This is a genomic window from Pseudomonas viridiflava, from assembly GCF_900184295.1.
GTDB lineage: Bacteria > Pseudomonadota > Gammaproteobacteria > Pseudomonadales > Pseudomonadaceae > Aquipseudomonas > Aquipseudomonas viridiflava.
Genome location: NZ_LT855380.1, coordinates 1,872,455 through 1,892,207, shown reverse-complemented (window position 1 = coordinate 1,892,207; position 19,753 = coordinate 1,872,455). Strand labels below are relative to the sequence as shown.

Here is a 19,753-nt window from a genome sequence, read left to right as displayed (position 1 = left end):
CGGCTGAATCCTTAGATCATTTCCTCGCCACCCTTGCCACCGAGCACGATCTCGCCGGCTTCGGCCATACGACGCGCAATGGTGAGGATTTCTTTCTGGGCAGTTTCCACATCGCTGACGCGCACCGGACCCTTGGCTTCCAGGTCGTCGCGCAGCAGTTCTGCGGCTCGCTTGGACATGTTCTTGAAGATTTTTTCCTTGATCGCCTCGTCCGAACCCTTGAGCGCCAGCACCAGCACGTCCGAAGACACTTCGCGCAACAGCGCCTGGATACCGCGGTCGTCCACGTCGGAGAGGTTGTTGAAGACGAACATGAGGTCTTCGATCTGCACGGAAAGGTCTTCGTCGACCTCGCGGATCGAATCCATGAGCGCGCCTTCGATGGAGCTGTCGAGAAAGTTCATGATGTCGGCCGCACGCTTGATACCACCCAGGGTAGTACGCGACGTGTTGGCGTTGCCGGAGAACTGCTTCTCGAGAATCTGGTTGAGCTCTTTCAGTGCCGCCGGTTGCACGGTGTTCAGGGACGAGACGCGCAGGATAATGTCCAGACGCACCTTGTGGTCGAAATGCCCGAGCACTTCACCGGCCTGGTCGGCATCCAGATACGCCACCACAATGGCCTGGATCTGCGGGTGCTCAAAGCGGATAACGTCGGCAACCGCGCGCGGCTCCATCCACTTGAGGCTGTCCAGACCGCTGGTGTTGCCACCGAGCAGGATGCGATCGATCAGGCCGTTGGCCTTGTCTTCGCCCAGCGCCTGGGTCAGCATTTTGCGAATGTAGCCATCGGAACCGACGCCCAGACTGGTCTGGTCACCGACGATGTCGACGAACTCGCTCATCACTTCTTCGACCTGCTCGCGATGCACGTTGCGCATCTGAGCCATGGCCACGCCCACTTTCTGCACTTCCTTGGGACCCATGTGACGCAATACCTGCGCCGCATCGGTTTCACCCAGAGAAAGCAGCAGCACGGCAGCCTTCTCGACTTTGCTCAGCTTGGCTACGAGGGCTCGATCATTCATCAGTGTTAATCCACTCTTTCACGACCTGGGCCACACGACCCGGATCTTCAGCCACCAGACTCTTGATTGCATTGAGCTGTGCGTCATAACCCTCGGTCGGGCTAGGCAACAGAATGCTCTGTGGACCGCCCAGGCTGACGCGGTCATTGGACAGCTCGCCATCCAGGCCGCCCATGCCACCCAGCTCGGCATCGCCACCGAAACCGGCCAGTTCGCGGCTCTTGCCAGTGGTGATGTTGTTCAACACCGGACGCAGCACACCGAACACCAGAATCAGGATGAAGATAACGCCCACTGCCTGCTTGACGATGTCCCAGAACCACGGCTGCGAGTAGAACGAAGCCTCGGGCAGCACTTCGGCGCGCTCGCTGGAGAACGGTACGTTGATCACGCTGACGCTGTCGCCACGGCTGGCATCGAAGCCGACGGCATCCTGAACCAGACGCGTGAAGCGGGCCAGATCTGCGGCGCTCCACGGTGCACGGGTCACTTCGCCGTTGGCGGCGTTGGTCTTGACCATGTCATCGACCACCACGGCAACCGACAGGCGCGTCAGACGACCCTGCTGTTGTTTGGTGTGACTGATGGAACGGTCCAGCTCGAAGTTCTTGGTGGACTGCACGCGCTTGTCGGCCGGGTATGGCGCCAGCGCAGGCTGACCGGTGGCCGGATCCATGATTTGTTGACCGTTGGCATCGAGCAGCGGCTGACCCGGAGCGATAGCGGCTGCAGCAGCGCCAGCACCACCAGCGGTCTGAGGCGCGGTCGCAGGGCCTGGAGGCTGGTTGCTCAACGCACCCGGAACGCCTTGCGAACCCGAGCTGCTGGAACGCTGTTCGTTGACCGACTGCTCGCTGCGCAAGGCAGGCTGATCGGGGTTGAAGCTTTCGGCGGTTGACTCGACAGCGCTGAAATCGACCACCGCCGACACTTCAGCCTTGTAGCGATCAGAACCCAGAATCGGTTGCAGGATGTTCTGCACGCGTTGCGTCAGCATGCCTTCCATACGACGGCTGTAATCGAACTGCTTGCCGGCCATGGTCAGTTCCGAGTTCTCGGCCTGATCGGACAGCAGGGTGCCTTTCTGGTCGACAACGGTGATCTGCGACTTGGTCAGCTCAGGAACACTGGTGGCGACCAGATTGATGATCGCCAGGACCTGACTCGGCTCAAGTGAGCGGCCTGCATACAGCTCGACCAGTACCGAGGCACTTGGCTTGCGGTCGTCACGGACGAAAACCGAACTCTTCGGAATGGCCAGGTGCACGCGGGCACCCTTGACGTTGTTCAACGCCGAAATGGTACGCGCCAGTTCGCCTTCCAGACCACGGCGATAGCGCGTGGCTTCCATGAACTGGCTGGTGCCAAGGCCCTGATCCTTGTCCAGAATCTCGAAACCGATGTTGGCATCGTTCTGCACCACGCCTGCTTGAGCCAGCTGGATGCGCGCACGCTGCACGTCATCAGCCTTGACCAGCAAAGCGCCGGAGTTCGGCTCGACGGTGTAATTGATGTTCGCAGCAGTCAGGGTGTCCATGATCTGCTTGCTGTCCATACCGGCAAGGCTGCCGTACAACGGACGATAGTCAGGCTGCTGCGACCACAGCACCACGGCAAAGCCAATGGCCACGCTCGCGGCCAGACCGACCATAAGGCCGATCTGACGCAGCATGGTCATTTCGGAAAGATTTTCCAGAAAAGAGAGCCCGAACAACGGTTTCTTGTCGGAGGCGCCCGCTCTTGCTGGAACAGGATCGGCTGTTGCTTCGGCCATGACTCAGTACGTCCCTTAAACCGGCATCTGCATGATGTCTTGATAAGCCTGAACCAGTTTGTTGCGAACCTGGGTCAAGGCCTGAAACGACACGCTGGCTTTCTGCGAGGAAATCATGACGTCAGTCAGATCCACACCGCTCTTGCCGATTTCGAACGCGTTGGCCAGCTGGCTGGAGGCCTGCTGAGTCGACGCAACCTTGTTGACGGCCTGGCCAAGCATATCGGCAAAGCTGCTGGCACCTGCTTCCTGAGGACCGGACACAGGCTTGGGTGCGGCCATTGCATCCATCTGCATGGCACGCATATCCAACATCAAGCGATTAAATTCAATACCTTGGCTCATGGACATTTTCTCTCGTAAGGCCCGCAAATTTTTGACACTGATTCAGCGGATACAGATGACTTAGCAACAACGGTGCCAGCTAGACGGCGGCAATATGCCACACCACCTTCGAAAATCCTGTCAGCCCAGATGCCATCACCGACAAAAGCCCCACCGGACAAGGCCTCCGGGCCTCCCGTATTGCATCCGTCATACGAAGAATCAAATACACCAGATCACGACCACTGGTCTGCAGCTGGCTGGACGGTGGCCGTCAGGTCGCAAACAGATAGCCTTCCACATCCATACCGGCGTCACGCATCTGCGCCAGCTTGTAACGCAGCGTTCGCGGGCTGATACCCAGCCGCTCGGCAGCTTCCTTGCGACGGCCGCGCTCGGCGCGCAGCGTGTCGATGATCATCTGAAACTCTCGACGCCTGAGGTCATCCCCCAGCGCACCTGCAGACTCTGAACCGCCAGCGGCCACTGCAGTATCCGCCAATGACGTGACAGGCATGTGTGGTGCGGGCGCCTGGACCACCGGAGCAGGAACGCTGCCCACCGGGCCGGCGAGGCAGAAATCCTGCGCCTGAATCACGCCGCCCTGCTGCAGGATCAGCGCGCGCTGCACAGCATTGTCCAGCTCACGCACATTGCCCGGCCATGGATAACTGACCAGACAAGCCTGCGCTTCAGCTGAAAGACGAACCGGCGCATGCTTCATTTTATTGACGTGCTTGGCCAGAAGACGCTCGGCCAAGGGCAAAATATCGGCAGTCCTTTGACGCAATGCCTGCCAGGCCAGCGGAAACACCGACAGCCGATAAAACAGATCCTCACGGAAGCGCCCCGCCGCCACTTCTCCGGCCAGATCACGGTTGGTGGTCGCCAGCACACGAATATCAAGAATGATGGGCTTGCGCGCACCGACCCGCTCAACCTCGCGTTCTTGCAGCACGCGCAACAACTTGGCCTGCAGGCCCATGGGCATTTCGGAAATCTCGTCGAGCAGGATCGTGCCGCCATCGGCCTGTTCGAACTTGCCCGCCTGCGCCGCAATGGCCCCTGTAAATGAGCCTTTCTCGTGACCGAACAGCGTGGCCTCGAGCATGTTGTCGGGAATCGCTGCGCAGTTGATCGCAATGAAAGGCTTATCGGCACGTGGCGAATTTTGATGAATGTATCGAGCCAGAACTTCCTTGCCGGTCCCGGACTCGCCGGAAATCAGCACGGTGGAGTCGCTTTTCGCCACTCGGCTGGCCAGATTGAGCAGTTGAATGCTTGCAGGCTCGACGGCAATCGGCCCCTCGCCTTCGGCCGGACCGAGACGCCCCAGCGCATGGCGTGCGACCAGCGCCAGCAGTGCCTTGGGCTCGAAAGGCTTGACCAGATAATCCGCAGCGCCCTGGCGCATGGCATCGACGGCACGCTCGACAGCGCCGTGCGCCGTCATCAGCAGCACAGGTAACTGCGGATGACGATTGCGCAGCAAAGCCAGCAACTGATGGCCGTCCATGCCCGGCATGTTCACATCACTGATCACCAGACTGAACGGCTCGGACTCTACCGCCAGCAAGGCTTCCTCAGCCGAACCGACCGCGCGGTAGCCGTATCCGGCCAGCTCCAGGGTTTCCCCCAGCGCTTCGCGCAAGGAACGGTCGTCTTCGACCAGCAGCACCTTGATCGACATCAGCTTGCACTCACTGAGCTGGACGCAGGAATCAACGGCAGGCTGACAATGGCGCAAGTGCCGCGCCCGACACGCGAGCGATATTGCACGCCACCCTGATGCGCGCGAGTCACTGCCGTAACCACCGCAAGGCCAAGGCCGGTGCCGGTGGTCTTGGTGGTGAAGAATGGCTCACCGATCCGAGCCAGCGCCGCCTGATCCATGCCACGGCCATTGTCGCTGATGCACAGCCGCAACGTATTGCCGCGACTGTAGACGTGAACCTTGAGACGCGTGCGCCCTGCACTGGCCTGCACCGCGTTTTCAACCAGATTGAGCAGCGCACCGACCAGCGTGTCGCGATTGCACAGCAACTCACCGTCGACGCTGTCGCACTGCCAGCGAACCGCCACGCCCTGCAAATGGGTCGCCGCTGCGTTCTGAAGTGCCTGAAACAGCGCACCCGGCGCGATCCGGTCGGTCAGCGGCAGTTCGCCACGGGCGAACACCAGCATGTCACGCACCTGATGCTCGAGTTCATGCAAACGCTCCTTGAGTCGGCCCGCAAAACGCTGCTGGGTTTCCACCGGCAGTTCCTGCTCGGTCAAATGGCTGGCATAGATCATCGCAGCCGACAGCGGCGTGCGAATCTGATGCGCCAGCGAGGCAACCATTCGCCCCAGAGAAGACAGACGCTCGTGGCGAGCCAGCTGCTCCTGCAGGCGACGGGTTTCAGTCAGGTCGTTAAGCAACACCAACTGGCCCGGCTCGGCATCCAGAGAGCGGGTAGAAATGGACAGACGACGGCCGTCCTTCAGCGATATCTCGTGCCCGTCATCTTCACGCGGAGCGAAGCAGCGACTGATCACATGCCGCCACAGCATGCCCAGCAACGGCTGACCCAGCAGATCGATTGCAGCAGGGTTGGCCTCGCGGACCACACCCATGCCGTCAATGACGATCACGCCACCGGGCAGCAAATCAAGCAGGTTCTGCAGGCGGTTGGCCAGGCGCTCTTTTTCTGCCAGCTCCTGAATACGCTGAACACCGGCCTGCGCCAGCTCACCCTTGAGTTCAGTCACGCGTGCTTCCAGATGTCCGTAGGAATCGGTCAATTGTGCCGACATCTGGTTGAACAGCGAAAACGCCTGTTCCAGCCCGTGACGGCTTTCCAGCTCAAGAGCGGGAAACGGCTGGACAGACAGTTCGGAAGTCATTTGGGCGGCGTTGGACATAAATCATCTCTCGCGTGGCGGACCGTCAGTAAACGGTGTGTTGAGAGAGACTTAGCAATCCTCGTGCCGAAAAAAAACCCCTGAAAATTCAGAGGTTTGATTTTTGGCCGTTCGAGCAGGCGTCAATCCTCCGCCTGTTCGTCTCCTTCCCGACGGCTCATGCCGTACTTGCGCATCTTCTCGACCAGCGTCGTGCGACGGATCCGCAGACGCTCGGCGGCACGGGCAACGATGCCGTTGGCATCATCCAGCGCCTGCTGAATAAGCCCCTGCTCGAGACCACCCAGGTAGTCTTTCAGATCGAGCCCTTCAGGCGGCAACAGCGCACCGGAGGCGAAGTTTGGCGTATGACCGTTGATGGCGACACGCTCTTCGATCTCGCTGCGCAGGCTGTCAACCATCTGCTCGTCTTCGTCGTCGACATAGCGAAACTTCTTCGGCAATTCTGCAACACCGATCACACCGTACGGGTGCATGATCGCCATGCGCTCCACCAGGTTGGCCAGCTCGCGAACGTTGCCCGGCCAGGCATGACGGCAGAGCGACATGATGGCCGCCGAGTTGAAACGGATAGAGCCGCGCTTTTCGTGTTCCATGCGCGAGATCAGTTCGTTCATCAGCAGCGGAATGTCTTCGACGCGCTCACGCAGCGGCGCCATCTCGATCGGGAACACGTTCAGACGATAATAAAGGTCTTCACGGAAGCTGCCGATCTCGATCATGTTTTCGAGATTCTTGTGCGTAGCGGCAATGATGCGCACATCAATACTCTGGGTCTTGTTACTGCCAACGCGCTCAAAGGTGCGTTCCTGCAGCACGCGCAGCAATTTGACCTGCATCGGCAGGGGCATGTCGCCGATCTCATCCAGAAACAGAGTGCCGCCATTGGCCAGTTCAAAGCGCCCGGCACGACTGGTGATCGCCCCGGTAAAAGCGCCCTTCTCGTGACCGAACAATTCGCTTTCCAGCAATTCAGCCGGAATCGCACCGCAGTTGACGGGCACGAACGGCGCGTCGCGGCGTTTGGAGTGGTAATGCAGGTTACGGGCAACAACTTCCTTGCCGGTGCCGGACTCGCCCAGGATCAGAACACTGGCGTCGGTGTCGGCCACCTGCTGCATCATCTGCCGCACATGCTGGATCGCACGGCTGGTACCGACGAGGCTGCGGAACAGGTTCGGTTCGCGATGACGACCACGCTCACGGGCCTGATCGTACATTTCACGATAGACCTGGGCACGGTGCAGGGAATCCAGCAGTTTGCTGTAGCTGGGCGGCATTTCCAGCGCAGACAGCACGCGCCTGCGCATGTCTTCCGGAAGCTCGACGGAAGAACTTTCGCCCAAAAGCAGGACAGGAAGGAACTCATCCCATGCGGCGATGGTCTTAAGCAGTCCTTGAAGGCTGCCCGGGGCGTTTACGTTGCCGATCAGCACGCAAAGCACTTCCCGCGTAGACCCTAACGAGCCTACGACCTGCTGCCAGTCTTGACTGGAACAGGAAAGATTTTCTTCGCCAAGGAAGTTCAGGATAACCGCCAGATCCCGGCGGCGCTGGCTATCGTCATCGATTAGCAGAATCTTGATTTCACGCCACATGCAATAGCAACTTCCCTAGTCAACTCAATGCCCATGATTGGGGGGCAGCTTGGCCGCTCAGCCGATATAAACGATGAGACGCCAGAAAATAGTAAACATCACTAGTTAAGTCAAAAAAACGTACACAGTCAAATTTATGGCGAACTTCCTGTCGGATAATTAAAACGACAAATAAAAGCTAGCCGAAGAGATGATAGACCTTCGTTGCGTTTTTCGCATTCTGGATTTGTGCCATTTCATCGACGATTGCTTGACGCTCGCCGGTTGCGACGTCAATCAATTGCCTGTAGACCCCTAAAAGCTCTTCCAGGTTGCTGCGCAGGGCGGGCTCGTCATCAGGCGAATGGCCGACCACCGCATCGACACATTCACGGCATGCCAGGTCAAGCTTGCCGATGGCCTCCCAGTCGCGCTCAGCCAGTGCCCCGACCAAGGCCTCACGGGTTTCTTCGATTCGCTTGAGTGCAGCACTCATGATGTCTCTCTCCTAAGGCAGCCGGGCCTTATTGCGATTGCGTGGCGCCGATGGCGTCCCAGCCTTCCTTGACCGTGATCAACAGACCTGCCACTTCATCGAGCATTTTCTGGTCGTTGTGCGCATTGGCTTCAGCGAGACGCGTCATCATGTAGTGATACAGCTTGTCCTGCCTGATCAGAGCCTCTGTCGGCTCTTTTTCAAGATCCAGACCATCACGCAGGCCGCCTACAATGCCGATGGCCTTGCTGATGAAGATGCCCTTGTTAGCGATTTCCTTGCGTGACATCGCGCCCTTGGCCTGGGCAATGCGATCCAGACCGCCCTCCATCAGCATCTGAACCAGACGGTGTGGGCTGGCTTCCGAGGTCTGTGCCTGGGAACCAATCTTCTGATACTGCCGCAACGCTAACATCGGATTCATAGGGGGCCTCATGATAAATCCAGATTACTCATATTCAAGCTATCGACGCAGCGCGAAAAAACTTTAGCCCAAAAACAACAACCCGACACAGGGTCGGGTTGTTGGCAAGCACAATAATCGGCAAATGGAACTACGAATTGTTCTTTTGCGCATTCATGGCTGCAAATATCGACGTGATGCTGCTCGCTGTTGCCTTGAGCTGCCCCACTACCAGATCCATCGCGTTGTACTTCTTGGTCAGGGTCTGAGTGAGGGTGTCTATACGACGGTCCAGGTCAGCCTGGTCTTTGGTTAGTTGCTTCTGCACCGCCGTCAGGCTGGTCGTTTTGCTCGGCAGAATCCCCTTGCCAGGTTCATTGTAGGGGAGGACCGCTTTGCCCAGACGACTCAGCAGACCACCTTCACCTGTGAAGAGCGCCTGGATCTGGCTACCCATCTTCTTGTCACTCAACGCCGCCGTGAACTTGGTCGAGTCCAGAGACAATGTGCCGTCGGTCTGCTGCGTCTGGATACCCAACTGAGCGAGAGAGCCAAGGCCTGAAGTCGAGGTCGAGGTAGCGATCTGTGTACGGATCACTGCCAGCAGCGAGCGAGGCGTCGCGTCGCCGGTCAGCGGAGCAGGTACGAACACATCCTTGCCGTCAGCATCCTTGCCCGTCGAACCCTTGGTAAGCGTCGCGACAAGCTTGACCAACGTGTTGTAGGAATCGACGAAGCTCTGCAGAGAAGCCTTCAGACCATCCGTGTTGGTTGCCACGGTGACGGTGGTGGTGGCGCCTAGTGCACTCGGCGCAACCAGGTCAAAGGTGATGCCGGAAATCGCGCCACTTACCTTGTTCGTCTTACTGGTCAGACTGAGACCGTCAACGGTGAACTCTGCGTCTCCCGCCAGTTCCGAAATCGCGCCCGCGCCTCCGATCACTTTGCCGTTGGCATCGGTGGTAGCGGTCTCCGACATTTTCTTTGTGCCATCGATATTGAACATTTCCAGACCGGAACTGGCCTCTACCGAGATGTCACTGCCGCTGCCGGTTGTGGTCGAACTGAACACCAGACGCGCACCGCTGGTGTCGTTGATGATGTTCGCGGTAATGCCCTTGCCTTGAAGCGTGGAGTTGATCTTGTCGCGTGCCTGCTCCAGCGTCGAGCCCTGGTCGATCGAGACCTCCTGAGCAACGCCATTCTGAGTGATTTTCAGGGTACCACTCGGAATGGCACTGGTCTGGGCAGCCGTCAATGCTGCAGTCGCGACCTTGGACGGAGTCGCCAGCTTAGTGACACCGATAGCGTAAGAGCCGTTGACTGCGTTGTTGCCCGCCGTTGCCTTCACGACCTTTTCATCGGCCGAGGTCGCCGCGAAGCCATTGAACGCAAGCGTTGTGGTGCTGTTGAGCGTGTCCATGGTTTTCTGGAACGCAGCCAGCGCAGACGACAACTGACCGACACCCGACAGCGAGGCCGAGGTAGCGGAAGTCTGCTTGTCTATCTGGGTCTGCTTGGGCGCCTTCTCGGCAGCCACTAACCCCTTGACGATATCACCGATATTAAGACCCGAACCCACGCCTACTGTCGAGGTAATTGGACTTGCCATTTCGCTTCTCCTTCTAGTGTGTCACCGGGCTTCGAGGCATTGGACCCTCCAAACCCTGCAACAATAACCTTACCGGTGGTCAGGCCTTGGCGCGGAACAACAAACTGTTCGCGTCACTCAGGCTATCGGCCAGTTTCAGGATTTCTGCATTCGGAATCTGCCGGATCACTTCACCAGAGTCACTTGCAATGACTTTGACGATGACTTTGCCAGAACCTTCATCGATCGAAAACTCAAGATTGCGTTTGACCGAATGAAAAAATTTCTGGATTTCGTCCGCCGCAGCCCTGACTTTAGTCTCCTCCTGAGCATCATCCTTCTTATGATCCAGCTCTTTGCTTTCATCCGAAGCGGCAACCCGCTCCACCGACTTGACGTCGGCAGGCTTATCAACAGACTTGTCCGTGGCCGGAGCCGGACTCGTCGGTTGAGTGGCCGGATAGGACACGTTCAGCTTTACACTCATCTCCATGACCATCACCTCCGAAAGCAAAAAAGCGAGAGAGCGCGATTACGCACTCCCCCGCCAAAACTCATGCCGATATTACTGAAGCAGTTTCAGTACAGCGGATGGCAGCTGGTTGGCCTGAGACAGGATCGAAGTCGAAGCCTGTTGCAGAGTCTGCTGCTTGGTCAATTGTGCAGTTTCAGCAGCGAAGTCGGTGTCTTGCAGACGACCCAGTGCAGCACTGGCGTTTTCGTTGATGTTCTGCAGGTTGGAGATGGTGGTGGTCAGACGGTTTTGTGCAGCACCGAGATCAGCACGGCTAGACGAGATGGTCTGCAGAGCGGAGTCGATTGCAGTGATTGCAGCAGAGAAGGCGGCTTCTGAAGCAGCACTGTCCGAACCGACGATGCTGATGGCCGAACCAACGCCCAGGGTTTCTGCGTCAAAGCTTGCGCTCAGGGTCAGAGTGATCTGGTTGGAGGTACCGGTGTTGGCGCCGACCTGGAAAGTCATGGTGCTGGCGGAACCGTCAAGCAGGTTCTTGCCGTTCAGGTTGGTACTGGCCGAGATACGAGTCAATTCAGAGCTCATCGCGGTGAATTCTTTGTTCAAGGCAGTACGGTCGACTGCGCTGTTACTGTCGTTACGCGACTGAACTGCCAGTTCACGCATACGCTGCAGGATCGATACGGATTCTTGCAGAGCGCCTTCAGCGGTCTGAGCCAGGGACATACCGTCGTTGGCGTTCTGGATCGCTACGGTCTGACCACGAACCTGCGAGTTGATCGAAGCGATGGTGCTCAAAACACCCACGTTGTCACGGGCGTTCTGTACTTTCAGGCCCGACGACAGACGGGACATCGAAGTGGACAGTGCGTCAGAGGCGCGGTTCAGGTTCTTTTGAACGGCCAACGACGTAACGTTGGTATTTACTGTTAAAGCCATGATGAATTCCTCGTGGGGTTGTGTACTACGTGGCTTCCGGCCCCTGCAAGCGCCGGGTATGCCTAGAGAACCTTCGTAATAGTTATCGTCGCGATGGCAGGTTGCTTGAGTGTTTTTTTCAAAAATTTTGCTAGCAGTCTGCCACCCCTTATAAAACAAGGGCTTGAAGCGCGCACAACGAGGAAAAGAGGATCTTCAACAGGCCGGAACGGCGCTGTTGGATTGACAAAATCAGTGACAGCAGTTTTTTGCAACCTATTTATCCAGAGTAAAACGCCCGCAACTAACGTTGCAGGCGTTTTATTTCAGACCGCCGACAATCAGGCCCTGTAAATAATTGCCGAGCCCCAGGACAAACCGACACCAAAGCCACTCAACGCCACACGGTTCCAGGAAGAATCGAGTACGTGCTTTTCTATAAGCAGAGGAATACTGGACGACACGGTATTGCCGGTCTCGACCATGTCCTTGAGAAACTTCTCCGGTTTATCCTCAAAACGACGCGCCACGGCGTCCACGATGGCAGCGCTGCCCTGATGGATACAGAAAGCATCGATGTCATCAGGCTGCAGACCGGACTCGCCCAGCAGCTCGTGCAGGTGAGCAGGCACTTTGAGCAGTGCAAAGTTGAACACCTGACGACCGTTCATGAAGAACACGCCGTTACTGACCTTCAGGTGCGGCGCACCGGAACCGTCCGTACCGAACTTCGCCTTGCCCAGTTGCCACGCAGCGCCCTCACCCATCCAGGTGGCGGTGGCCGCGTCACCGAACAGCATGGTGGTGTTGCGGTCTTCAGGGTCGACAATCTTCGAGTAAGGGTCGGCCGTGATCAGCAGGCCGTTTTTCAGGCCGGCTGCTTCCATGAAGCCCTTGATCGCGTAAATACCGTAGACATAGCCGGAGCAGCCCAGCGAAATATCGAACGCAGCGACGTTGGTCGAAAGCCCCAGCTTGTCCTGCACGATGGCAGCAGTGTGCGGCAGCCCTTCTTCATCACCATTCTGGGTGACGACGATCAGTACATCGACTTCTTCGCGCTTGAGCTGAGGATTGCTGGCAAACAGCTTGTTGGCCGCTTCGACACACAGATCCGAGGTTTCCTGACCGTCTGCCTTGCGCGGCAGGAACGTGGAGCCAATCTTCCCGAGGATGAAGTCTTCATCCTTGCCGAAGCTGGCACCTTGAGCGTAGTTATCGACGCCTTCAGCGGGCACGTAACTCGCTATGCTTTTTATGCCAATCATCATGGCTTCCCGATTAGTAAACAGGTAAATGTTCGTCCCAAAGAAATCAGGGCGCTACCGAATAGAGGCGAATTGCGGACATTTTCAGGGCGCATGACACATTAAGGCAAGTCAGGCGCTTGTCACTCGCTGTAAAACATTACAGTGGAGATGCACTTTATGACCCACAGGTCACTTGAATGTGACTGCTTTGCGATTCTGGGTGAGGAAAAAACAGGGCCGTGAGGCCCTTGCGATGTGGTGTAAGGAGCGATCCGGCTGACTGGCAGCCGGATTTTCCTCAAAAACAGACGGGATTAGAGAGACGCGAGGGTAAACGCTGTGCCCTTCAAGGACAGATTGGCGTTGTAGGCTTCATCCTGAGAGAACTGTGCTGACCATTTGCCGATCAACGCATCGCTCGCAGACTCAGGTGCATCGATCCTTCCGGAATGGATAACCTGAACATGCGGTGTCCATACCGTCAGATACCCCGCTTGGCCTGCTTTCAGACACAGATCGACATCGCCCAGCGCTTCGGCGAACAGCCCTTCGTCCAGACCGCCGACGTCATCGAACAGCGCCTTGCCAATCATCAGGCAGGCCGATGAAACCGCCGAGTAGTTCTGCTCGACGACCAGACGCTGCATGTAACCCCGGGATCTTTTCGATTCACCCACAAAGCCTGATCCCACTGCACCGTTTAGCCCGAGAACCAGACCTGCCTGCGTGATGGTGCCGTCCTTTTCAATAAGCCGGACACCGACAACGCCAACCTCGGGGCGCTGGGCCTGGTTGAGCAATGACTCAATCCAGCCGACATTGACGATCTGACTCTCGGCATCCAGCAGAATCAGGTATTCGCCCTTGGCTTCCTGGCTGACGAGATTGCGCAGTGCCGAGATACTCACGCGCTGTTCGGCCTTGAATACGCGGACACGGCTGGAGAGCTTCTCCTGCTGATCAAGCCAGGCGGTCAGTTCGGAGGACGAGCTCTGGTTGTCGGCGATCAGGACTTCATAACGCTGATAGCGGGTGCGCTGCAGAATGCTTTGCAGGCATCGCTGCAGCTCGGGCAGGTTGTCCTGACTGTGCAACAGGATCGAGACCATTGGCCGGTGACTGTGGCGATAGTCGATCTTGTAGGTACCAGGCAGCGCTGAACCGACTTCGGCCTGATAACCGCGATGGCTCAGATGACGAGTCAAGGCCTTCTGCTCATCCGTGTTGTCTTCAAGTTCCGGCGCCTCGCAGATCAACAGTGGCTCGCTGAGATGAGCCAGACCGCTCATGCCGCCCTGCTCGATCAGACGCAGCAGCAGGTCGAATTCCAGCGCTTTCGGAAACTCCCGGGCATAACCGCCCACCTCGACCAGCAGGTCGCGGCGAATCAGCCAGTGACGCGCCATGAGGGCTGGCACACTTTGCAGCAAATCAAGATTGAAGCCTGGACGAAACAGCGGCGCCAGCGTGCCATTGGGCTGACGTTGAATCTCGTCCACGGCAACAGCCCGACAGTGCGATGCATCGAGCAATTGGGCGCTGGCCAGCAACAGACCGCTGCGGGTGAACTCGTCACCGGCCTGCGCCAGCATCAACCAGTCACTGGGCGCCTGCTTGATGACCTGATTGATTCTGTCAACGTAGTTGCTCTCGGTGACTTTCACAAAATGCAGGGTGTTTTGCAGCGTCGTCGCTGCAGGCAGCTCGCCGGTGGTGAACACAATCACCTTGAACGACCGGTAATGGCCGTTCATCAGGCTGTCGAATGTCGCCTGCAACTTGAAGACGTCAGTCTCCAGATCCAGCAACAGGATACCGATCTGCGATCCGGCAGGCTGTTTAGACAGGCGGGCCGTAAGCGTTTTCAATTGCGCAGGCTTCGGATCGCGCGAGTCCAGCCAGCTCAGCAGGCGCCCCGATTCCATGCGGTCGAGCAGCCGGCTGTTACTGTGACTGGAAACTGCGAGCAGACGCTGCGCCCAGGCAGAGATGTCCTCGGCTTCCCCGTCATCGTCCGCAGAGCCGGCAAGTTCTTTCGCCAATGCCTGAACGACATCAATGCTGAACGCGTACGTGGCATAGGCCTGCCACAATCGACTGATCCGCGTCTCCGTATCGGGGTTGCTCTGCGGGCGCAACAGCTCGAATTGTTTGAGCAGCGCAGCTTCAAGTCCTTCCATTTGCAGGCGACCTGCCGGGAAGACGTGAATCAGAAACTCGATTCGAGCCAACTCGTCAAAGAATGGCTGGTTATAGAACGGCAGATCGACAAACTGCCGAGGCTCGAAGTGCGCTTCCGAGCATGCAAGACCGACGTTCCATAGCGCGCTGAACAGTTTCTCATCCGCTTGCCACGGCTGGGTTTCAAGACCGTCCGCTGCGGCTTGAAGCCCCTCGAGAACGGTTTGAACGCCTGGCTCCCCTACAAGACCGGACGCCTCGTCCATTGCCGATATCAGGGTGTGGGCGAATGCTTCACGCGCGGCGCGGGCCTTGGGGTCGATATGCTTGACCGCGCCCGAGACGGCACCGCCCAGACGTGTCTGCGCGTCCTTGTCCAACGCATGATGCAGCGCATAGGGGATTGGCAATATGCGCAGTTTTGCGGCGGCTGCCAAATAAGTCATGTAGCCGAGTTCCTGCCAGTGCAACTCGGTCTGCTCTGTCACCGTGGAAAACCAGCGACGAGCCAGTTCGGTACGGGTCACGGCGTTGAGCAACGAGATCCCCTGCCCCAAAAAGCTCAATAACCGTTCTGCGGATGACTCGCTGGCATAATCCTCGGCGATCCGGCGATCCCGGCGCATGTAATCCACCTGACCGACCAATGCCTGATAGCTCAGGCTGTAGCCCTGACAGGCGCCGTACGACTCGTTGTTTTCCAGAAAGCTCAGCGCCTCGACCACGGCGTCGGGCAACAGAAAACTGTCGACACTGGCGTACGCCACGAACGGCGTGGTCACGTGCCGAAGGCCTTCGGCCAAAACGGCGTTCAAGCCTTTTTCGGCAAACGCTGCAGCGTGCACGTAGTGCAAGTCCGCAATCGCGGCGATTCCCGCAGCCGGTTCCGGCGAGGTATCCACAAGGACGACGCTGCACGGAAAACTGCCGTAGTACTTCAACGCTCGACGCAGGAAATCCGGCTGGTCCTGATTCAGCAACAGCAGGGTCAGACGCTGATTCAAGGGTGTGGCTTCATTCCCGAAGTGGCTTTGCATACTCTTTCCTATAGCGAACCGATAACACCCTCAACCCGGTCCGAGCCGGCATTGAAGCAAGAACAGAACATAGCAGCTTCAGCATCCCGGACCGACTCCGGTCCGGTTTCCGAGCCGTGCGCGAGCTCAACAGATAAAGCGTCAGTCCGGCAGCCAGCCGTTGGCCCAGTATTGCAGGTTGTCCCCGCGCAACATGAAGTCACGCAGCACGGTTTCGCGCAACTCATCCCCCATACGGTAACTGGCATTGGGGTCGGACAAATGCATGCGAATCGCCTGCAGCCACTCTTCAGGGCTGTTGGTGAGTACGCGGGTAGCCGGTAAATGACCACGGTAGGCTTCTGTATCCGAACAGATCACTGGATAGCCGCACGCGCCGTACTCCAATAGCCGCAAATTGCTCTTGCAGTCATTGAAGATGTGAAATTCCAGCGGAGCCAGGGCCAGGTCCAGATTAAGACTGGCCAGCTTGGCCGGGTACGTACTCAGACTGACGCCTGGGTGATACTCATGGATATAGGGCCTGAGCAAGTCGGGGCACATGCCGAAGAGCACCCATTCGACTTCATCGGCCAATTCACGCACCACATCGACAATCAGCTCCAGATCACCGCGGTGACTGGTTCCGCCGCCCCAGCCGATGCGAGGTTTGCCGGACGTACGACGCTTGCTTTTCAGCCCGCTCCACAGATGCGGGGCCAGCATGTTCGGTACCACGCGAATATCGCTGTGCATGCTGGACAGCGCCTGAGCCAGCGGATGAGTCGACACCACCACGCGATCACACAGCCCAATGCCCTTACGCAACATCTGACCAATGTTGTCAGGCATGTTGCGCCGATGCTCGTTAAGCAGCGGAACGTCGGCGATGTAGTCATCCAGCTCGAAAATGCGCATTGCATTCGAGAAATTTTTCACCTGAATGATGTCGGGAATCTTGGCCTCGCTGTAACGCCCTTGAAGGATCACCACATCCGGGGACATGCGCTCGACCTCGACAATCGACGGCGAGTGATACGCCAGACTGCCCAGCACGCGTCCAGCGGCCTTCAATTCGATCAGAGGCTGGCTGACCCGGTAGTGCCCCACTGCTGACGAATTGACGATCATGCCCAGAATGGTCGGCAGATGCCGAGCGCAGAACGGGTTCCAGCCATCCAGCAGACCAGGTTCCAGATCGAAGGATAGCGCTTCATGGAGACTCAGATTGGGGTTGTAGGCCGGGTCACGGGCGATCGCCGGCAGCCACCTCTGGTAGAAAGCGTTCTGCTCGTCTTCAAGCGCTTTTTTCGACGCATCGGAACGCACAGCGGCAGCAGGTTCGGCCAATACGACCGTCGAATCGGGCGTGCCGACTATCAGGTAGCCGCTGCGTCCGACGCGCATGCACAGATCAAGATCCTGCAAGCCTTGGGTGAAGGTTGGCGCCTCCAAACCATCAAGGCTCTGGAATACGTCCTTGCGCACCATCAGGCAATTACCGCTGACTGCACTCCAGTTCTGCGTCACTTGCAGCCGCTGCATATAGCTGTTCGAGCCCGCGTGGAAATTGAAGAATGGTCTGCCAGCCACGCCTTCCATCCCCAGCACCATCCCTGCGTACAGCACATTGCCTTGCGGGTTGATGATTCGAGGGCCGACGATACCAACCTCGGGACGCTGAGCATGATTGAGCAGGGTTTCCAGCCAGTCGGCCTGATGGATGATCGAGTGAGGGCTGAGCATGACCAGATAGTCACCACGCGCTTCGCGCGCCGCCAGGTTCTGCGCGGTGGCCTCGCTGCCGGTTTCAGACAATGTGAAAATCCGTAGCTTCTCGGTGCCCAGTTGCCCCATCGCGGCAAACCAGGCTTGCGCTTCAGGGGTTTCACTGGCCTTATCAACGATCAACACTTCGTAATTCAGGTAGGACGTGTTGCTCAGCAGGCTGTCGACACAACGCTCCAGCGCCGCCAATTGGTCGTGCGTCGTGATAATGATCGATACCAGCGGCCGCTCTGGGTGCAGGTATTCGATGCGATTGATCAGCGACGACTGGTCATGATGGATCAGATGCTCTCGGCCAATGCGTGTCAGGTGAGCCGACACCAGCGGCTCACTCTTAATGATCACTTCAGGCAGCGACAGCCAGTCAGCGAACGCAAGCACTGATTCGACCTGAACTTCCGCGATGTGCTCGATGGTCTGCAACCCCGGGCCTTCCACCAGACGCCAGATCACGTCGTGGGGTGCCAGCTCTGCGTGCGCAGAGTCGAATCCGCCCATTGCCAGCAGGTTGCGTCGCTCGAAGGCGAGCGCGCGCCCGACATACGGATAGGCGCGCATCAGGTCCAGGTTGAATCCGGGCTTGAAAATAGGCTCGCCGGATTCGTCCTCGATGATCGCACCTTCGTCACTGTAGGCGCACAGCATGCCGGGGATGTGCGCAATGCGTTCGGCCAGCACCAACAGCGAAGTGGATGTCAGCCTGTCACCGGCACGCAGCAGGTACACCCAGTCGGCCTGCTCCAGCAACGGCAGCACGTCGTTCAACTGCTGCGCCTGATCAGGGTGCAAGGCAAAGCGCAGCACTTGCGGATCGTTGATGCTCGTTGCCGTGGTCAGCACCACAACGGCTTCAGCCGCGTAGTCCTGTTCGGCAATGCTGCGCAGCGTGATGTCGAGGTGCTCGGCACTGCCGTCGGCGTCAATGATCACCGGAACGATACGCGGCAGCCATGGCCAGCTTGCGATGCGCTGCTCAAGAAGCTTTTTCTGCGGTTTGCTGAACTGACGGCAGGATAGCCAATCCTCGTAAAGCTCGGCATAACTCTGACTTTCAGCGCCCACCCGGCTTCGCATGACGCCCTGCCGATTGGCCATGATGCCGTAAATACCAACCTCGTCCCACTCTTCGCGTGGCTCCTGCGAAGCCTTGCGCAGCGGCAGAAACCTTACCCACCCCTGGGCTGGTGCCTGCTCGCCACTGCGGGCCTTGAGCATTTCGGAAATCCAGCCCCATTCAGTCACTGCCAACTGATTCATTTCAGGCTGACGACTCAAACGCCCCGGATGCAGACGCTCTATATTTTCGATGCTGTGCAGCGTGACAAGATTGCCGCGGCGCAACAGGCAGATGAACAGCGTGAAATCCAGCGTTGCGATAAAACCCTCGCCGGGCTGCGCAATCGATGGCAGCAACTCCAGAACATCGGCCCTGCGCATCAGCGCACCGCTGAATCCACCCAGATAATTGCGCGGCGTGCGCTCGAAGATGGCCAGCATGTCATCGCCTTTGTACAAGGCGTCGTAAGGCACAAGCCCGACGTTTTCCATACGTGCCGGCAATATGTAACTATCGGCGTCCACCAGATGACGCCTGCCAACCACCAATTTCACATCGGCATTCGCCTCGAGCACCCGAGCCTGATTCAGCACGCAGTAGGCATAGAGCCTGTCGTCGTCACACAGAAACTTGATGTATTCGCCGCTGGCTTCTTCCAGGCAGCGAAGAATGTTGCGCTGAAAGCCAAGGCGCTGAGCGTTGCGCACGTAACGCGCCCGGCTGTCAGGCGCAGACGCCAACTCGTCAAAAATGGCTTTGATTTCGTCGGTCCGGCAGTCGTCGCAGACAATGATTTCCAGATTGTCATAGACCTGATCCAGCGCACTTTGCAGCGCCTGGCGGAAGAAGCGTGGATTGAAGGCGGGAATGACGACACTGACGAGGGGGACTGGATTCACTATTGCAGACTCGCGAGCGGCGGGAAGCGACCGTTCAAGTGGCTCCCCTCACCGCTGAAATAAAGACGGCGG

General features: G+C 58.0%; 14 protein-coding genes. All 14 read right to left on the bottom strand.

Annotated elements, in window-relative coordinates:
* Window positions 1–11: 11 nt before the first annotated feature.
* Complete coding sequence (fliG, locus tag CFBP1590_RS08940) at window positions 12–1,028, bottom strand: flagellar motor switch protein FliG (protein ID WP_004880752.1); 1,017 nt, start codon at window positions 1,026–1,028, stop codon at window positions 12–14.
* Window positions 1,021–2,802: a flagellar basal-body MS-ring/collar protein FliF gene (gene fliF / locus CFBP1590_RS08935; RefSeq protein WP_004880751.1), complete on the bottom strand. Its 1,782-nt coding sequence runs from the start codon at window positions 2,800–2,802 to the stop codon at window positions 1,021–1,023. The genes fliG and fliF overlap by 8 nt, the downstream gene beginning before the upstream one ends.
* Before the next feature lie 15 nt (window positions 2,803–2,817).
* Window positions 2,818–3,147: a flagellar hook-basal body complex protein FliE gene (gene fliE, locus CFBP1590_RS08930; RefSeq protein ID WP_004880750.1), complete on the bottom strand. Its 330-nt coding sequence runs from the start codon at window positions 3,145–3,147 to the stop codon at window positions 2,818–2,820.
* A gap of 253 nt (window positions 3,148–3,400) precedes the next feature.
* Window positions 3,401–4,816 carry a sigma-54-dependent transcriptional regulator gene (locus CFBP1590_RS08925; protein WP_029242797.1) on the bottom strand — a complete coding sequence of 472 codons (1,416 nt, stop codon included), beginning with the start codon at window positions 4,814–4,816 and terminating at the stop codon, window positions 3,401–3,403.
* Window positions 4,816–6,030 carry a sensor histidine kinase gene (locus CFBP1590_RS08920; protein ID WP_058430779.1) on the bottom strand — a complete coding sequence of 405 codons (1,215 nt, stop codon included), beginning with the start codon at window positions 6,028–6,030 and terminating at the stop codon, window positions 4,816–4,818. The genes CFBP1590_RS08925 and CFBP1590_RS08920 overlap by 1 nt, the downstream gene beginning before the upstream one ends.
* Before the next feature lie 122 nt (window positions 6,031–6,152).
* Window positions 6,153–7,628 (bottom strand): transcriptional regulator FleQ, encoded by a 1,476-nt coding sequence (gene fleQ, locus CFBP1590_RS08915; RefSeq protein ID WP_025995203.1) that lies wholly within the window; start codon window positions 7,626–7,628, stop codon window positions 6,153–6,155.
* Window positions 7,629–7,806: 178 nt separating this feature from the next.
* Entirely contained in the window at window positions 7,807–8,103 is a 297-nt protein-coding gene (fliT, locus tag CFBP1590_RS08910; RefSeq protein WP_004880742.1) for a flagellar protein FliT, read from the bottom strand.
* 28 nt (window positions 8,104–8,131) lie between these two features.
* Window positions 8,132–8,527, bottom strand: coding sequence for a flagellar export chaperone FliS (gene fliS / locus CFBP1590_RS08905; protein ID WP_025995202.1), 396 nt, complete (start codon window positions 8,525–8,527; stop codon window positions 8,132–8,134).
* 130 nt (window positions 8,528–8,657) lie between these two features.
* Window positions 8,658–10,118 carry a flagellar filament capping protein FliD gene (fliD, locus tag CFBP1590_RS08900; protein ID WP_088234870.1) on the bottom strand — a complete coding sequence of 487 codons (1,461 nt, stop codon included), beginning with the start codon at window positions 10,116–10,118 and terminating at the stop codon, window positions 8,658–8,660.
* 79 nt (window positions 10,119–10,197) lie between these two features.
* Window positions 10,198–10,590 carry a flagellar protein FlaG gene (locus CFBP1590_RS08895; RefSeq protein WP_025995200.1) on the bottom strand — a complete coding sequence of 131 codons (393 nt, stop codon included), beginning with the start codon at window positions 10,588–10,590 and terminating at the stop codon, window positions 10,198–10,200.
* Between the two features lie 72 nt (window positions 10,591–10,662).
* Window positions 10,663–11,511, bottom strand: a complete 849-nt coding sequence (locus CFBP1590_RS08890; protein WP_025995199.1) for a flagellin domain-containing protein — start codon at window positions 11,509–11,511, stop codon at window positions 10,663–10,665.
* Window positions 11,512–11,831: 320 nt separating this feature from the next.
* A complete protein-coding gene (locus CFBP1590_RS08885) occupies window positions 11,832–12,758 on the bottom strand; it encodes a ketoacyl-ACP synthase III (protein WP_025995198.1) in 927 nt (308 codons plus the stop codon).
* Between the two features lie 296 nt (window positions 12,759–13,054).
* Window positions 13,055–15,958 carry a glycosyltransferase family 2 protein gene (locus CFBP1590_RS08880; protein ID WP_088234868.1) on the bottom strand — a complete coding sequence of 968 codons (2,904 nt, stop codon included), beginning with the start codon at window positions 15,956–15,958 and terminating at the stop codon, window positions 13,055–13,057.
* Between the two features lie 141 nt (window positions 15,959–16,099).
* A complete protein-coding gene (locus CFBP1590_RS08875; RefSeq protein ID WP_029242792.1) occupies window positions 16,100–19,681 on the bottom strand; it encodes a glycosyltransferase in 3,582 nt (1,193 codons plus the stop codon).
* Between the last annotated feature and the right edge of the window lie 72 nt (window positions 19,682–19,753).

Coding starts and splice junctions, on each gene's coding strand:
- CFBP1590_RS08890 (WP_025995199.1), bottom strand. CDS start 11,511: ATGGCTTTAACAGTAAATACCAACGTTACGTCGTTGGCCGTTCAAAAG.
- fliG (WP_004880752.1), bottom strand. CDS start 1,028: ATGAATGATCGAGCCCTCGTAGCCAAGCTGAGCAAAGTCGAGAAGGCT.
- fliE (WP_004880750.1), bottom strand. CDS start 3,147: ATGAGCCAAGGTATTGAATTTAATCGCTTGATGTTGGATATGCGTGCC.
- fliS (WP_025995202.1), bottom strand. CDS start 8,527: ATGAATCCGATGTTAGCGTTGCGGCAGTATCAGAAGATTGGTTCCCAG.
- fliT (WP_004880742.1), bottom strand. CDS start 8,103: ATGAGTGCTGCACTCAAGCGAATCGAAGAAACCCGTGAGGCCTTGGTC.
- fleQ (WP_025995203.1), bottom strand. CDS start 7,628: ATGTGGCGTGAAATCAAGATTCTGCTAATCGATGACGATAGCCAGCGC.
- CFBP1590_RS08925 (WP_029242797.1), bottom strand. CDS start 4,816: ATGTCGATCAAGGTGCTGCTGGTCGAAGACGACCGTTCCTTGCGCGAA.
- CFBP1590_RS08920 (WP_058430779.1), bottom strand. CDS start 6,030: ATGTCCAACGCCGCCCAAATGACTTCCGAACTGTCTGTCCAGCCGTTT.
- fliF (WP_004880751.1), bottom strand. CDS start 2,802: ATGGCCGAAGCAACAGCCGATCCTGTTCCAGCAAGAGCGGGCGCCTCC.
- CFBP1590_RS08885 (WP_025995198.1), bottom strand. CDS start 12,758: ATGATTGGCATAAAAAGCATAGCGAGTTACGTGCCCGCTGAAGGCGTC.
- CFBP1590_RS08880 (WP_088234868.1), bottom strand. CDS start 15,958: ATGCAAAGCCACTTCGGGAATGAAGCCACACCCTTGAATCAGCGTCTG.
- fliD (WP_088234870.1), bottom strand. CDS start 10,118: ATGGCAAGTCCAATTACCTCGACAGTAGGCGTGGGTTCGGGTCTTAAT.
- CFBP1590_RS08895 (WP_025995200.1), bottom strand. CDS start 10,590: ATGGAGATGAGTGTAAAGCTGAACGTGTCCTATCCGGCCACTCAACCG.